Annotated in this window: 16 protein-coding genes; 9 read left to right on the top strand and 7 right to left on the bottom strand. The window is 73.9% G+C overall.

The features are described 5' to 3' along the window. Positions 1 to 15: 15 nt before the first annotated feature. From ACZ4V6_RS00825 to ACZ4V6_RS00810, 4 genes are all read right to left on the bottom strand, one after another. A complete protein-coding gene (locus ACZ4V6_RS00825) occupies positions 16 to 705 on the bottom strand; it encodes a class F sortase (protein ID WP_467821607.1) in 690 nt (229 codons plus the stop codon). Between the two features lie 2 nt (positions 706 to 707). After that, positions 708 to 1,274 (bottom strand): hypothetical protein, encoded by a 567-nt coding sequence (locus ACZ4V6_RS00820; RefSeq protein WP_467821606.1) that lies wholly within the window; start codon positions 1,272 to 1,274, stop codon positions 708 to 710. Between the two features lie 103 nt (positions 1,275 to 1,377). Continuing rightward, positions 1,378 to 2,157, bottom strand: coding sequence for an HAD-IIA family hydrolase (locus ACZ4V6_RS00815; protein ID WP_467821605.1), 780 nt, complete (start codon positions 2,155 to 2,157; stop codon positions 1,378 to 1,380). 282 nt (positions 2,158 to 2,439) lie between these two features. Continuing rightward, complete coding sequence (locus ACZ4V6_RS00810; protein ID WP_467822203.1) at positions 2,440 to 3,594, bottom strand: ROK family transcriptional regulator; 1,155 nt, start codon at positions 3,592 to 3,594, stop codon at positions 2,440 to 2,442. A gap of 119 nt (positions 3,595 to 3,713) precedes the next feature. On the opposite strand from ACZ4V6_RS00810, the gene ACZ4V6_RS00805 reads away from it, so the two are divergent. The 3 genes from ACZ4V6_RS00805 (at position 3,714) to ACZ4V6_RS00795 (ending at position 6,269) form a co-directional block, all read left to right on the top strand. Next, on the top strand, positions 3,714 to 4,793 hold the full coding sequence (locus ACZ4V6_RS00805; protein ID WP_467821604.1) for a Gfo/Idh/MocA family oxidoreductase: 1,080 nt from the start codon (positions 3,714 to 3,716) through the stop codon (positions 4,791 to 4,793). Then, positions 4,790 to 5,269: a heme-degrading domain-containing protein gene (locus tag ACZ4V6_RS00800; RefSeq protein WP_467821603.1), complete on the top strand. Its 480-nt coding sequence runs from the start codon at positions 4,790 to 4,792 to the stop codon at positions 5,267 to 5,269. The genes ACZ4V6_RS00805 and ACZ4V6_RS00800 overlap by 4 nt, the downstream gene beginning before the upstream one ends. 127 nt (positions 5,270 to 5,396) lie before the next feature. Next, entirely contained in the window at positions 5,397 to 6,269 is an 873-nt protein-coding gene (locus ACZ4V6_RS00795) for an LLM class F420-dependent oxidoreductase (protein WP_467821602.1), read from the top strand. A gap of 111 nt (positions 6,270 to 6,380) precedes the next feature. On the opposite strand, the gene ACZ4V6_RS00790 is transcribed toward ACZ4V6_RS00795, so the two are convergent. The 3 genes from ACZ4V6_RS00790 to ACZ4V6_RS00780 all read right to left on the bottom strand — a co-directional run bounded on the left by ACZ4V6_RS00790 (position 6,381) and on the right by ACZ4V6_RS00780 (position 8,558). Next, positions 6,381 to 7,238 (bottom strand): fumarylacetoacetate hydrolase family protein, encoded by an 858-nt coding sequence (locus ACZ4V6_RS00790; protein ID WP_467821601.1) that lies wholly within the window; start codon positions 7,236 to 7,238, stop codon positions 6,381 to 6,383. Between the two features lie 162 nt (positions 7,239 to 7,400). Continuing rightward, positions 7,401 to 8,120, bottom strand: a complete 720-nt coding sequence (locus tag ACZ4V6_RS00785) for a YidC/Oxa1 family membrane protein insertase (RefSeq protein WP_467821600.1) — start codon at positions 8,118 to 8,120, stop codon at positions 7,401 to 7,403. A gap of 126 nt (positions 8,121 to 8,246) precedes the next feature. Further along, on the bottom strand, positions 8,247 to 8,558 hold the full coding sequence (locus tag ACZ4V6_RS00780; RefSeq protein WP_467821599.1) for a DUF6412 domain-containing protein: 312 nt from the start codon (positions 8,556 to 8,558) through the stop codon (positions 8,247 to 8,249). Positions 8,559 to 8,741: 183 nt separating this feature from the next. Between ACZ4V6_RS00780 and ACZ4V6_RS00775 the strand changes: the two genes are divergently transcribed. From ACZ4V6_RS00775 to ACZ4V6_RS00750, 6 genes are all read left to right on the top strand, one after another. Beyond that, positions 8,742 to 9,758 carry an SEC-C metal-binding domain-containing protein gene (locus ACZ4V6_RS00775; RefSeq protein WP_467821598.1) on the top strand — a complete coding sequence of 339 codons (1,017 nt, stop codon included), beginning with the start codon at positions 8,742 to 8,744 and terminating at the stop codon, positions 9,756 to 9,758. A 113-nt stretch (positions 9,759 to 9,871) separates the two neighbouring features. Then, positions 9,872 to 10,324 (top strand): SRPBCC family protein, encoded by a 453-nt coding sequence (locus ACZ4V6_RS00770; RefSeq protein WP_467821597.1) that lies wholly within the window; start codon positions 9,872 to 9,874, stop codon positions 10,322 to 10,324. 146 nt (positions 10,325 to 10,470) lie between these two features. After that, positions 10,471 to 11,034, top strand: a complete 564-nt coding sequence (locus tag ACZ4V6_RS00765) for a GNAT family N-acetyltransferase (RefSeq protein WP_467822202.1) — start codon at positions 10,471 to 10,473, stop codon at positions 11,032 to 11,034. 205 nt (positions 11,035 to 11,239) lie between these two features. After that, positions 11,240 to 11,632, top strand: a complete 393-nt coding sequence (locus tag ACZ4V6_RS00760; RefSeq protein ID WP_467822200.1) for a very short patch repair endonuclease — start codon at positions 11,240 to 11,242, stop codon at positions 11,630 to 11,632. A 5-nt stretch (positions 11,633 to 11,637) separates the two neighbouring features. Beyond that, positions 11,638 to 12,633 carry a DNA cytosine methyltransferase gene (locus tag ACZ4V6_RS00755; RefSeq protein WP_467821596.1) on the top strand — a complete coding sequence of 332 codons (996 nt, stop codon included), beginning with the start codon at positions 11,638 to 11,640 and terminating at the stop codon, positions 12,631 to 12,633. Positions 12,634 to 12,644: 11 nt separating this feature from the next. Then, entirely contained in the window at positions 12,645 to 13,955 is a 1,311-nt protein-coding gene (locus ACZ4V6_RS00750; RefSeq protein WP_467821595.1) for a DNA cytosine methyltransferase, read from the top strand. The last annotated feature ends 6 nt before the right edge of the window (positions 13,956 to 13,961 follow it).

Below are 13,961 nucleotides of genomic sequence, written 5' to 3'. Positions count from 1 at the left end.
CCTGACACACGCGGGTCATGGGCCGGTGCCCGTGAGGTACGCCGAGACGACCACGTTGGCCGTGTAGCCGCCGGTGGCGCGGTCGAAGGTGCCGCCGCAGGTGATCAGCCGCAGTTCGGCCCGTCCCGTGTCGTGCGGCCCGTAGGCCTGCCGGGCGTCGAAGCCGTCGCGGTCGAGGACCTGGATGTCGTCGACGGTGAACTCGGCGGCCTCGGCGCCGGCGCGGACCACCCGGATCGTCTCGCCGGGTTCCAGGGTGCTGAGCTTGTAGAAGACGGCGGGGCGGGTCTCGGTGTCGACGTGCCCGACCACCAGCGCGGTCCCGGCCGCCCCGGGGGCCGTGCCGGCCGCGTACCAGCCGACGGTGCCGGCCTGTTCGAAGGGGGGAGGTTCGATCGCGCCCTTCGCGTCGAGGCCGCGCGCCACCACCGGGGCGCTGATGCCGAGTTCCGGGACGTCGAGCCGCTCGGGCGGGGCGTCCCCGAGGGGTGCGTGGGCGGGGGGAAGCGGTGTGCCGGGGGGCCGTCCGGCCGCCGCCATGTCGCCGGTGGCCGGACGGGAGACGCCCTCGCGCACGTCGGTGGCCTCGCGGCCCCACAGCCACAGCCCGAGGAGCAGCACCACCCAGGCGGTGCCGCTCACCAGGCGGCCGGGGCCGACGGGGGGTATGCGGTCCTGTTCCCGGCGCCGGTCGTGGTCGGACATGGTCAGTCCGCCCTGCGGCTCCGGCTGCGGACCCCGCGCAGCCCCACGGCGACGGCGGCGATCCCGGCGAGCGCCAGGCCGGTCACGGTGTGCGCGGTGCCGGGGGGATCGACGCGCGCCCCGTTCCCGGTGTCCGGCGCGGCCAGCTCCGCGGCACCGCCGCCGCCCGCGTCGACGGGGGCGACGGGGGAGGCGTGCGCGGACGGGCGGTCCGCCGGACGGTGCGGTCCGCCGACGGTGAGGGTGCCCTGGCGGGCGTCCCGGCCGCACGTGACCCGCACGGCGTAGACGCCGGCCGTCGCCGTGAGGCGGACCCGGCTGGAACCGACGAGGACGCCGTCCTCGTCGGCCGCGGAGAGCCGCACGTCCGACTCGAACGCCGCCGACACGGCGACGGCCGTCCGCTCGGCGCAGCCGGGTACGCGGAGCCTGACGTCGGTGCCGGGCACGGAGGAGGACGGAGTCACCGACACCCCGGCCCCGTCCGCCGCGTACGCCACCGGCGCGACCGGCGCGCACACCGCGGCCAGCGCGGCTCCGGCACAGAGAGTTACCTTCAGCGAGCCCATCGTGTACCTCCAGTCATCTGGAGGCTCCCCCGCGAGGGGCGCCCCCGCATCCGGGGCGGGGGCACCGTTGCGCCGAACGGGCGACGAGGGGGAGGCGGGGGTTTCAGATCCGCTCGACGAGGTCCGCGATGGAGTCGACGATCTGGGACGGCCGGTAGGGGAAGTCCTCGACCTGCTCGGGGCGGGTCAGGCCGGTGAGCACCAGGAAGGTCTGCATCCCGGCCTCCATGCCGGCCAGCACGTCGGTGTCCATGCGGTCGCCGATCATCGCGCTGGACTCGGAGTGGGCACCGATCGCGTTGAGCCCGGTGCGCATCATCAGCGGGTTGGGCTTGCCCGCGAAGTAGGGCTGCTTGCCGGTCGCCTTGGTGATCAGCGCGGCCACCGCGCCGGTCGCCGGGAGCGGGCCCTCGGTGGAGGGGCCGGTCTCGTCGGGGTTGGTGCAGATGAACCGGGCGCCGGCGTTGATCAGCCGCACCGCCTTCGTCATGGCCTCGAAGGAGTAGGTGCGGGTCTCGCCGAGGACCACGTAGTCGGGGTCGTGGTCGGTGAGGATGTAGCCGATGTCGTGCAGGGCGGTGGTCAGTCCGGCCTCGCCGATGACGTACGCCGAGCCGCCGGGCCGCTGGTCGTCCAGGAACTCGGCGGTGGCCAGCGCCGAGGTCCAGATCGCCTCGACCGGCACCTCCAGGCCCATGCGGCGCAGCCGGGCGTGCAGGTCGCGCGGGGTGTAGATCGAGTTGTTGGTCAGGACGAGGAAGGGCTTGCCGGACTCGCGCAGCTTCTTGATGAAGGCGTCGGCACCGGGGATCGGGACGCCCTCGTGGATGAGCACGCCGTCCATGTCGGTGAGCCACGACTCGACGGGCTTGCGGTCTGCCATGTGTCTTCGAACTCCCGGGCGTGCGGTGGGGCATGGACTGGGCGCCGGAACCACGGCGTACCGACGCCCTCAGCCTAGTCAGCCCGCGCTCGGACGGACCCCGTCGATCCCCCGGAACCGGTTGTCGCCGCCGGAGCGACGAGGACCTTCGGGGTCTCGGCGGCGGGACGGGCGGTGCGGCGCGTGGTCCTCCGCGAGGGAGGCGGGGTGACGGCGTGCGGGCACGACGCCGCCCCCGGTGGTGGTGCCGGGGGCGGTGCGGTGGGGCGTGGGGCCGGCCGGTCAGGGGCCGTCGCCCCGCCCGAACAGCGGCGCGAGCAGCAGCTGGGCCGCGCCCCGGGCGACCCCGCGCGTCCCGCCGGGCGCGATCCGCACCGGTACGGCGCCCTCGCGCCCGCCCTCGCGCCGGGCACGGGCGTCGAGGACGGCGCCGACCCCCCGGACGAACACCTCGGGCGCGGCGGCGACGGTACGGCCGCCGAGCAGGACCAGGTCGATGTCGAGCAGCCCGGCGAGGTTGGCGGCGCCGGCGCCCAGGACCCGGGCCGCCCCGGCGAGGTCGCCGCGGGCGACGGCGCCCAGGCACAGGGCCTCGATGCAGCCGCGCCCGCCGCAGGTGCAGGGCGGTCCGTCCAGCTGGACGACCTGGTGCCCGAACTCCCCGGCCCCGGTCCGGGCCCCCCGGTGCACCCCGCCGCCGAAGACGAGGCCGGCGCCGAGTCCCGTGCCGAGGTGCAGGTAGGCGAAGGAACGGCCGCCTCCCCCCTCGCCGCCGACCGCCAGTCCCAGCGCCGCCGCGTTGGTGTCCTTGTCGACGACGACCGGCACGCCGAGGTGCCCGGCCAGCGCGTCCCGCAGCGGGAAGCCGTCCCACTCCGGGAAGCCGGTGACCCGGTGCAGCACGCCGCGGACGTGGTCGAGGGGGCCCGGGAGGGCGACGCCGAGACCGAGGAGCGTGGGCGCGCCGGCGAGACGGCCGTCCGGCACGCGCAGCACGCCGGCGACCAGCGCCCCGGCCGCCCGCGCCACCCCCTCCAGCACGGCCGGCGCCCCCGCGCCCAGGTCCAGCGGGGACCGCCGCTCCCCCACGACCGTCCCCTCCAGGTCGACCAGCACGGCCCGCAGCTCGTCCCGGTCCAGGTGCACGCCCACCGCGTGTCCCGCCCCCGGCACCAGGCGCAGGACCGTGCGCGGCTTGCCGCCCGTGGACGCGCGGCGCCCGGCCTCGGCGGCGAGGCCCTCCGCCCGCAGCCTGGCGGTGATCTTGCTGACCGCCTGCGGGGTGAGCCCGGTGCGCTCGGCGAGTTCGAGCCGGCTGATGCCCTCCGTCCCGGCGGTGCGCAGCAGGTCGAGGACCAGGGCGGTGTTGTGGCTGCGCAGGGCGAGCAGGTTCGCCCCGCCCGCCGCGCCGCCGCGCACGCTCCCGGCGCCCCGCATGCCGCCGCCCGCCGCGCCGCCGCGCGCGCCCTCGTCCGTTCCTCCGCCGTCAGCCGTGTTCACGCCCCCATTGTCCCCGGTGCTTGCACTTTGGCAACAGCGTTGCGAAAGTGGAGGGCATGACTGGTAATCCCCCCGGCACCCCCCTGCGCGTCGGTCTCGTCGGCTACGGCCTCGCGGGCTCCGTCTTCCACGCCCCGCTGATCGGCGCCACCGAGGGCCTGACCCTGGACACGGTGGTCACCTCGAACCCCGACCGGCAGCGGCAGGCCCGCGACGAGTTCCCCGACGTGCGGACCGTCGCCACGCCGGACGAGCTGTTCGACCGGGCCGCCGACCTGGACCTGGTCGTCGTCGCCTCCCCGAACAAGACCCACGTGCCGCTCGCCACGCGCGCCCTGGAGGCCGGTCTGCCGGTCGTCGTGGACAAGCCGGTCGCGGGCACGGCGGCCGAGGCGCGCGCGCTGGCGGCGCTGGCCGAGGAGCGCGGCCTGCTGCTCTCCGTCTTCCAGAACCGCCGCTGGGACAACGACTTCCTCACCCTGCGCAAGCTGCTGGACGAGGGCGCGCTGGGCGACGTGTGGCGCTTCGAGTCCCGCTTCGAGCGCTGGCGGCCGAAGCCCAAGGGCGGCTGGCGCGAGTCGGGCGACCCGGCGGAGATCGGCGGTCTCCTGTACGACCTCGGCAGCCATGTCGTCGACCAGGCGCTCGTCCTGTTCGGCCCGGCCACCCAGGTGTACGCCGAGTCGGTCGTGCGGCGCGCGGGCGCCGAGGCGGACGACGACACGTTCATCGCGATCACGCACGCCGGCGGTGTCCGCTCGCACCTCTACGTCTCCTCCACCGCCGCCCTGCTCGGCCCCCGCTTCCGGGTGCTGGGCTCGCGGGCGGGCTACGTCAAGCACGGCCTGGACCCGCAGGAGGCCGCGCTGCGCGAGGGCAAGCGGCCGGGTCCCGGCTGGGGCGAGGAGGACGAGTCGCTGTGGGGCCGCGTGGGCGCCGGGGAGTCCCCGAGGTCCGGCGGCGGACGCGTGGAGGCGACCGTCCCGGGCGACTACCCCGCCTACTACGCGGCCGTGGCGAAGGCCCTGCGGGGTCAGGGCCCCAACCCGGTCGACGTCCGGGAGGCGGCCGCCGCCCTGGACGTCCTGGAGGCGGCCCGCCGTTCGGCCCGCGACGGAGTGGCGGTGGCCCTGTGACGCGCGAACAGACCCCCGCCCCGACCGTGGAGGAACTCCAGGAGCAGGAACGCCGCCTGGTCTTCCGCCGGTTCACCCACGACGACGCCTGGGCGCTGGGCTCGCTCCTGGTCGAGCTGGCCCGGGAGCGCCGGGCGCCCGTCGCCGTCGACATCCACCGGGGCGGCCAGCAGCTCTTCCACGCGGCCCTGCCCGGCTCGGCCCCCGACAACGACGCCTGGATCGCCCGCAAGCGCCGGGTGGTGGAGCGGTACGGCTCCGCGTCGTACCTGGTGGGCGCCCGGTTCCGGGCCAAGGGCACGACCTTCGAGGACTCCTCGCGGCTCGACCCGGACACCTACGCGGCGCACGGCGGCTCCTTCCCGGTCACCGTGGAGGGCGTGGGCGTGGTCGGCGCGGTGACGGTGTCGGGCCTGCCGCAGGTGGAGGACCACCGGCTGGTGGTGGAGGCGCTGGAGCGGTTCCTGGGCCAGTAGGCCGGACGGCCGCACCGGACGGCCCGGACGGCCCGGACGGCCGTCCCGGGGAATCATCGCCGGTTCCCTCCGGTTGGCACGCGACGTACGGCAGACGATCACGTGCCCACCGGAGGGATCGGAACCGATGAACGACGCGACGGCCGCACTGAAGGAATCCGTCGGACGGTACGGGATCTGGAGCGCGCACCTGCGCGCCGAGGACCCGGAGGGCCGGGGCGAACGCGCCGAGGCGGCCGCCGAGCTGGAACGGCTCGGGTTCGGCGCCCTGTGGCTGGGCGGCAACAGCGCCGCCCGGCACGCCGCCCCGCTGATCGGGGCGACCTCGCGGATCGTCGTCGGCACCAGCATCCAGAGCATCTGGGAGCACGGGGCGTCCGCCGCCGCGGCGGGCTTCGCCGAGCTGGAGGTGTCCCACCCCGGCCGCTTCGTGCTCGGCCTCGGCGTCAGCCACGGCCCGCGCGTCGAGGGCTACAGCCGCCCGTACTCGACGATGGTCGGCTACCTCGACGAGCTGGACAGGGCCGGGATGCGGCCCGGGCACCGGGTGCTCGCCGCGCTCGGGCCGAAGATGCTGGAGCTGTCCCGGGACCGGGCGGCGGGCGCGATCCCCTACCTGGTCACCCCCGAGCACACCGCGCAGGCCCGCGAGCGGCTCGGTGAGGGCCCGCTGCTCGCCCCGGAGTTCAAGGTCGTCCTCGACTCCGACCCGGCCCGCGCCCGCGCGACGGCCCGCGCCTACCTCTCCATGTACCTGAGGCTGCCGAACTACACCAGGAACTTCCTGAACCTGGGCTTCACCGAGGAGGACGTCACCGGCGGCGGCAGCGACCGCCTGATCGACGCCGTCTTCGCCTGGGGCGACGAGGACACGATCCGCGCCCGCGTCACCGCCTTCCACGACGCGGGCGCCGACCACGTGGCCCTCCAGGTGGTGGAGGACGGCATGACGCACCTCCCCCGGGACGCGTGGCGCAGGCTCGCCGCACTACTGGCGTGAGGAAGGGCGCCCCAGAGGGGCGCCCCAAAGGGGCGCGGGGAACTGCGCGACCAGCCACCACCACATCCGCGGCCAACAACGCACCGCAGTCCCCCGCCCCCAGCGGAGCGCCTACGCGTCCTTGAGCTCCTGTCGCTGCCGCCCGAGCCCCTCGACCTCCAGCTCGACCACGTCGCCCGCCCGCAGGTACGACCTCGGCTCCGGCTGCCCCATCGCGACCCCCGCCGGCGTCCCGGTGTTGATGACGTCACCGGGACGCAGCACCATGAACCGGCTGACGTACCGCACGACCTCCCCCACCGGGAAGATCTGCTCCGCGGTCGTCCCGTCCTGCTTCAGCTCCCCGTTCACCCACAGCCGCAGCGACAGCCGCTGCGGGTCGGGCACCTCGTCGGCGGTCACCAGCCACGGGCCGAGCGGGTTGAACGTCTCGCAGTTCTTGCCCTTGTCCCAGGTCCCGCCCCGCTCGATCTGGAACTCCCGCTCCGACACGTCGTGCGCGACCGCGTACCCCGCGACGCACGCGAGCCCCTCCTCGGCCGACTCCAGGTAGCGGGCCGTACGGCCGATCACGACCGCCAGCTCCACCTCCCAGTCGGTCTTCACGGACCCGCGCGGCACGAGCACGGTGTCGTCGGGGCCGACGACCGTGTCCGGCGCCTTGAGGAAGACGACCGGCTCGGCGGGCGGCTCGGCCCCCGTCTCCCGGGCGTGGTCGTGGTAGTTGAGCCCGATGCACACGACCTTGCCGATGCGCCCCACGGGCGGTCCGACGCGCAGGCCCGTGGCGTCCAGGACGGGCAGCTCACCGGAGCCGGCGGCGGCCCGCACCCGGTCGAGCGCCGCGTCGTCGGCGAGCAGCTCGCCGTCGATGTCCGTCACCACGCCCGACAGGTCACGCAGCGTCCCGTCGGCGTCGAGCAGCGCGGGCCGTTCCGACCCCGCCGTACCGACTCGCAGCAGCTTCATGATCCCCAACTCCCTCATTCGCGGGCGCCCGCCCGATGAGGTGCGACCTGGTTGCGGCAGTGCGCAGCCATCGGAGGACTTGTTCGATCGTCCGAGGTCGGCTTCCACTCCGCAATACCCCGTTCACGTACTGGACCGTAGCCACGCGCGGGCGGCCGGGGCTCACCGGTGCAGGACGGCCCGTTCGACGGCGCTCCACGTCGTGCTGGTGACGATGTAGAGGGCGGCGGCCAGCGGGACGACGGCCACGGTGACGAGCGTGAAGAAGGACATGAACGGCATGACCTTGGTGATCGCGCCCAGCCCGGGCACCTGCTGCTCCCCGGCCCCGGCGGCGGGCAGCAGCGGCTGGTCGGCCATCCGCTGCCGGGTCAGGCGGTAGCTGAAGGCGGCGACGCAGGCGACCAGGGCGAACAGCCCCGCGTACACGAGTCCGGCGCCCCCGAACACCCCGCCGTCCCCGAGCGCGTCGGCCCACCGTCCGCCGAGCGGCGCGGCGAGCAGCTGGTGGGACAGGAGGGCGTTGGCCCCACCGCCGATCGAGGTGCTGGAGAAGAGGTGGTAGAGGAGGAAGAACGCGGGCAGCTGGCACAGGCTGGGCAGGCAGCCCGACAGCGGGGACACCTTCTCCTCGGCGTGCAGCTCCAGTACGGCCCTCTGCAGCTTCTCGGGGTTCTTCGCGTGCCTGCGCCGCAGCTCGGCGATCCTCGGCTGGAGCTCGGCGCGCGCCTTCTGCCCGCGCGCGGCGGCCCGGGACAGGGGGTGGACGAAGAGCCGTACGAGGGCGGTGAACAGGACGATGGCCGCGGCCGCGGCCGAGGCGCCGAACAGCGGCTGGAGCAGGTCGGCGAGGCGCTCGACCAGGCTGGCGAAAACGGACATGGGTGAGGAGCCCTCCGGGGGTCTCGTCGTGCCGGGAGGACCACGCGGCCGGGATGGCCGGGTGATCGGGGTGTGCGGCATGACGACCCGCGCGAGCGCACGGTCCTTGCGGTGACGAAGGGTGCCCTACGCGGTGGTCGCCGGGAGGGCGTGTCCGGGTGCCCGTGGCCGGCGGCGGCCGGGGGCGTCGGGATCGCGTTGCGGCAGGAAGGCCGTGCGGCGGTCCCGGTCCCTGATGGCCGTGCGCACCCGGGTGGGCGGCACGGCGGGCACGCAGCGCGCGGCGATGACGGCGCAGACGGCGAGCGCGGAGCCGGCCGCGGCGGTCGCGGCAAGCGCGACGGTGGCGGAGAGGCTGCCGACGTCGACGAGGGCGACGGGCAGGAGCACGAGCAGCAGCACGAGCAGGGGACGCGGGACGGCCCGGTCTCGGATCACGGCCGACTCCCCCCTCTCGTACGCGCGTTTGCCCCAGTTATACAGGACTCCGTACGGCGCCCGGCAGCACGCGGGCGGAGGTCGGGCCGCCCGTGCGGTCTCCGCCCTCGGCTGCGCCCCCGTCCACGGCCCTGACCTGCGGGCCCCTGACCTTCGTCACCTCTCGGCAGTACGGTGTCACCCATGCGCCCCGACACGCCTGCCGAAAACGTCGACCACACCGCCGAAGCCGCCCGCCTCGAGCGGACCGCCGGCCTGTACCCGGAGGACGCCGAGGCCCTCCTGGTGCGCGCCGCCGCCCACCTGGAACTGTCCGGCGACCGCTCCTCCGCGACCAAGCTCTACGACCGCCTGCTGTCCTCGCCGGACGGGCTGGAGAACCCGTCCCTGGTCCGCGCCCTCAAGGCGTCGAACCTCTGGGAGTACGGCCACGAGGCCGAGGCCAGGGCGATCATCGAGGGCGTCCGCGCGACGGCCCCGCGCGACCCGGCCGCCTGGGTGATCGTCGCCGAGGCCCTGGAGGCCCACGACGAGCTGGAGGCGGCCCAGGAGACGTTCACGGAGGGCGCCCGCCTGCTCCTGACGGACGTGGCCGAGCCGCCGTACGCCACGCATCCGCTGCTGTACGGACGTCACCGGGTCCGGCGCATGCTGGGCGCGCCCCACGACGACTGGGACCGCCTGGCGGACACCCTCCACTCGATGCCGGTGTCCCTGGACGAGCTGCACGACCCCAAGCGCGTGTGGTCCCTCGGCTCGGACGACCCGGCCGACCTGCGGGCGGAGATCTCCCGCCTGCGCGCCGAGCTGGGCGCGTACCGCGAGGCCCTGTCCCGCCCCTTCCCCGTGGCCATGCTCCACTGGCCGGCGGACGAACTGGCGGAGCTGCTGGAGGCGTACCCGTCCCTGTCCGCCGAGTACCCCTCCCACGAGGAGCACCAGGCGACGATAGAGGCGGCCCTGCGCGAGCTGGCCTCGTCGGGCACGCCGAACCTGGGCGTCGTCCGCGGCACGGTGCCGTCGTACGAGGCGTTCGCCGCCTCGGAGGGCGCGTCCCCGTCGGACGCGACGCTGCTGCCGCAGTACGCGACGACCCTGGCGGCCCGGGGCCGCGCGGTGGCGTGGCCCCCGCAGCGGGACGCGGAGTGCTGGTGCGGGTCGGGCCGGACGTACGGGGAGTGCCACGGGACCGGGGCGTGAGGGGACGGGATCGAGGAGCGTTCCGGCGGACCGATGAGATGCGCCGTCCACGGACGTCTACCCGTGCGACCCCCTCACACGAGGCGTGAGGACCTGAGAGAAGGAGCCCCCACATGAGCACCGAGCAGACCTCCGCGGCCGACGGCTTCTCCTACGCCCTGACCCGCACCCTGGACGCCCCCGTGGCCCGGGTCTGGGAGGCCTGGACCACCCCCGAGGCGTACGCCCGGTGGGCCCACGCCGCCCCCGGCTCCGTCGAGATGGACGTACGCCCCGGCGGCGCCTGGAAGGCCACGATGCTCACGCCCGACGGCGACGCGTTCCCGCTGACCGGCTCCTACGCGGAGGTGGCCGAGCCCCACCGCCTGGTCCTCGGCATGGACGTCCCCGGCCGCCCGGACCAGGTGACGATGGCCCTGGACCTCACGGAACGGGGCCCTGCCCGCACGGAGGTCGTCCTCAGCCAGACCTGCGACACGGCGGAGGAGCGGGACATGGCGGAGCAGGGCAGCGGGATGCTGCTGGACGGGCTGACGGCGTTCCTGGCGGAGGGGACGCGGGGCTGAGGCCCTTCGCCACCGCTGTTTCGGTAGTGAGGGCGTTGTCGAAGCGGCGATGGCGGACGACGGCGCCCCCGTGCTCCGGCAAGACCCGGGGGATCGATCGGTCGCACGCCTTGATCGCCGCCGTGCCCGCTGATTGGCTGGCCGCCATGACCGACCTCGGCCCCGTCGCCTGGCCACCCGCGCCGATCAGAACCGACCGGCTCGTACTCCGTGAGCCCGAGGCCCGGGACCGAGCGACGTTCATCGAACTGCTGGCGTCGCCGGAGGTGCACACCTACCTCGGCGGTCCCCGTCCGCGTGACCGGCTCGAGCGCGAGACGCCCGGGGCGCCCGAGCGGTGGCCCGGGAGCTTCGTCGTCGATCTCGACGGGGCGATGATCGGCCAGGTCCTGCTCAGGAGGGCGACGGAGCACCATCGCCCGGCCGCCGTGGGAAAGGCCGAGCTCGGCTATCTGTTCCTGCCCCGGGCATGGGGGCACGGGTACGCCGCCGAGGCGTGCGCGGCGGCACTCGACTGGTTCGCCGACGCGCTCCCCGGCGAACCGGTGGTCCTCGCCACCCAGACCGCCAACGCCCGCTCGATGCGCCTCGCGGCGAGGCTGGGCTTCGCCGAGGTGGAGCGGTTCGAGGCCTGGGACGCGGAGCAGTGGCTCGGCATGTGGACGCCGGTCGGGGCATCGGGAGCAGTGGAGCGCGGGGACGCCGAGTGAGAGGGCCACGGACCGATCGTCGCTCCGGACCGCCTCGGCACGGGCGTCGCCCGGCCTGCCACTGGGAGGTCGCCGGTTGGTCCGCTTCCGCGCGGTCGACCGGAGCCGGCAGGATTCGGTCTTCACCGATCGAGACGACGTACGTTCCTGAGGCGCGACAGTATTGGACACCGTGAGGCCCTCTTCCCCCGCCGTCTCGGCACGCATGTCCCGCCAGGCCAGCAAGGACACGAACGCCGAGCTCTCCGTCCGACGTCTGCTGCACGCGGCCGGACTGCGGTACCGCGTGGAGTACCCGGTGCCGGGCATGGCACGGCGGCGCGTCGACATAGCGTTCACCCGTGCCAAGGTGGCCGTTCTGATCGACGGCTGCTTCTGGCACGGATGCCCCGAACACGCCACGCACCCGAAGTCCAACGCCGAGTGGTGGCGCAACAAGCTGGACCGGAACATGGCTCGCGACCGGGAGACGACCGAGCATCTGACCGCGGCGGGGTGGACGGTGCTGCGGTTCTGGGAGCATGAGCAACCGGAAGAGGTGGCCGCTCGGGTGGGAACGGTCGTGGAGCGGCGTCTGGCGGAACTGACGGGAAGGTAGGAGGCGTGGGGGGACTGACCTTCGTGGATGTGTGCTCGGGGGCGGGTGGACTCGCCCTCGGTCTGGAACAGGCCGGATTCGAACCGCGTCTGCTCCTGGACGATGACGACGACGCCGTCGCGACCCTACGGGCCAATCGGCCGCACTGGAACGTGCTCCGCACCGACCTGCTCGACTTCGACCCGTCCGAGCACCGCGAGAGCTACGACGTGGATCTCCTCTCGGCCGGACTGCCCCGGGTGAAGTCGAGTGCGACCGCCCGACGAGCCGAATCGGGCTCGGAGGAGCGCCTGTTGGAGGCGACCGTCTACCTGACCCACGCCATCAGGCCGCGAGCTGTGATCATCGAGAACGTTCCCGATCTCGCCCACTCGGACAGGTACCAGCGCTTCCGCGACTTCGCGCATGCCGAACTGGCTCATCTGGGTTACGAGTTCAGCTGGCTCGTCGTGAACGCCGTCGACTTCGGGGTGCCACAGAACCGCAAGCAGGGGGTGCTGGTGGCCGTCGAGCGACGTCGGGCCGAGGCGTTCCGTCCGCCGACGCCCACGGTGCGGCAACCCGTGACGGTCGGTGCCGCCCTGGAACCGTCCATGGCGGCACGCGGTTGGCCGGACGCCGCCCGTTGGGCCGCCCAGGCCGATCAGCCGGCTCCCACCCTCGTCGGAGGCTCGAAGAACCGAGGCGGAGCCGACCTGGGGCCGACCGGGGCCAAGCGGAAGTGGGCGACCATGGGTGTCGACGGACACACGGTGGGCAACGAGGTTCCCGGGCCCGACTTCGTATGGGATCCCTCACTCGGCAGGGACAACATGGTGAAGATCACAGTCGCGCAGGCGGCACTGCTCCAGGGCTTCCCCACGTCGTGGCAGGTCACCGGTCTCAAGACCGCCCGATATCGCCAGATCGGACACGCGACACCGCCGCCCGTCGGTCGTGCCCTGGGCCGGGCCGTCGCCAAAGCTCTGCGCGGGGAGCCGGTGGCCGTCGCTGCCGGCTAGACTTCCGCCACATGACCAGCACGCCGCCCCACCAGTCCATCCTCGACAAGCCCTTTGTCCTGGACCTCTTCGCAGGACCTGGCGGGCTGGACGTCGCTGGTCACCGGCTGGGTGTCCCGAGTCTCGGGATCGAATGGGACAAGAGCGCGTGCCTGACGCGCTACGCGGCCGGCTTGGACACCCTCCACGCCGACGTGAGCGCGGTCCGCAGGGAGTCCTTCGAGTCGCTCCCGCCGGAGATCAACGTGCTCGCCGGCGGGCCTCCGTGCCAGACGTACTCGGTGGCCGGCAAGGGCGCGGGCCGTAAGGCTCTGGAAGAGGTCAAGAAGTTCATCGACCGACTCATGGCGGGCGACCCCGACGAGGAGATCGACAAGGAGCTGCAGAACCTCAGCGACCCTCGCACCGCGTTGGTGCTCGAGCCCCTGCGCTACGCGATCCAGGCGACCCGGAGTCCGAACCGAGGGCACCGGCCGTACGACGTCATCGTCCTGGAGCAGGTCCCGGCAGTGCGGGCGCTCTGGGACCGTTACGCAGAGGTACTGCAGGAGATCGGTCTCCCCGACGGCACCAAGTACAAGGTCGTCGTCGACGTCCTGGCCACCGAGACCTACGGCGTGCCGCAGACCAGGTCCCGCGCCGTGCTGATCGCCCGTCGTGAAGGACTCGGCGAACCCTCGCTGCCCGAGGCCACCCACCGCGCCTACGAGGCAAGGGGGTGGAATCGCAGGAACGACGACGTCACGACACCGACGATTCAGCCGACCCTCTACGACGCGGAGGTCCCCGAACCGGGAGAGGGCCCCACGGAGGACGACGGCCTGGAGCACTGGACGTCGATGGGCGACGCCCTCGCCGAGCCGGTCGGCACGCACCCGGGGCGCAGGACGCCCTTCCTGGTCCGGTCGAATTACGGCAGCTCCGGAATTTCGGGACGACGTGGAGTGCGGAGCGACCGACAACCCGCCACCACCGTCACCGGACGTATCTCGCGCTTCGTGGTCTTCGAACCGGTCGGCGACCACCACCCTCATGTCGTTTGTGAGGGCCCGAGGTTCAGCATGAACGAGGCGGGAATGCTGCAGAGCTTCCCTACGGACTATCCGTGGTCGGGTACGGCCCAGGCCCAGCAGGTGGGCAACGCGGTACCGCCCCTCTTCGGGGCCCACCTGCTGAGCGCCGCGCTCGGCCTTCCCGCACCGACCCCGGAGGCGATGCGGAAGCCGTGGGTGCCGGCCACCGAGGAACAGCGGGCCAAGCTACGGAGCCACGGCTGCGGGACGGCGGACGACTGCACCGCCCGCTGCCCACGCCCCGAGTAGCTCGAC

Source organism: Streptomyces sp. NPDC029152, from assembly GCF_055564355.1.
The sequence above is the reverse complement of the archived record's forward strand: the minus strand, read 5'-3'. Positions and strand labels throughout refer to the sequence as shown.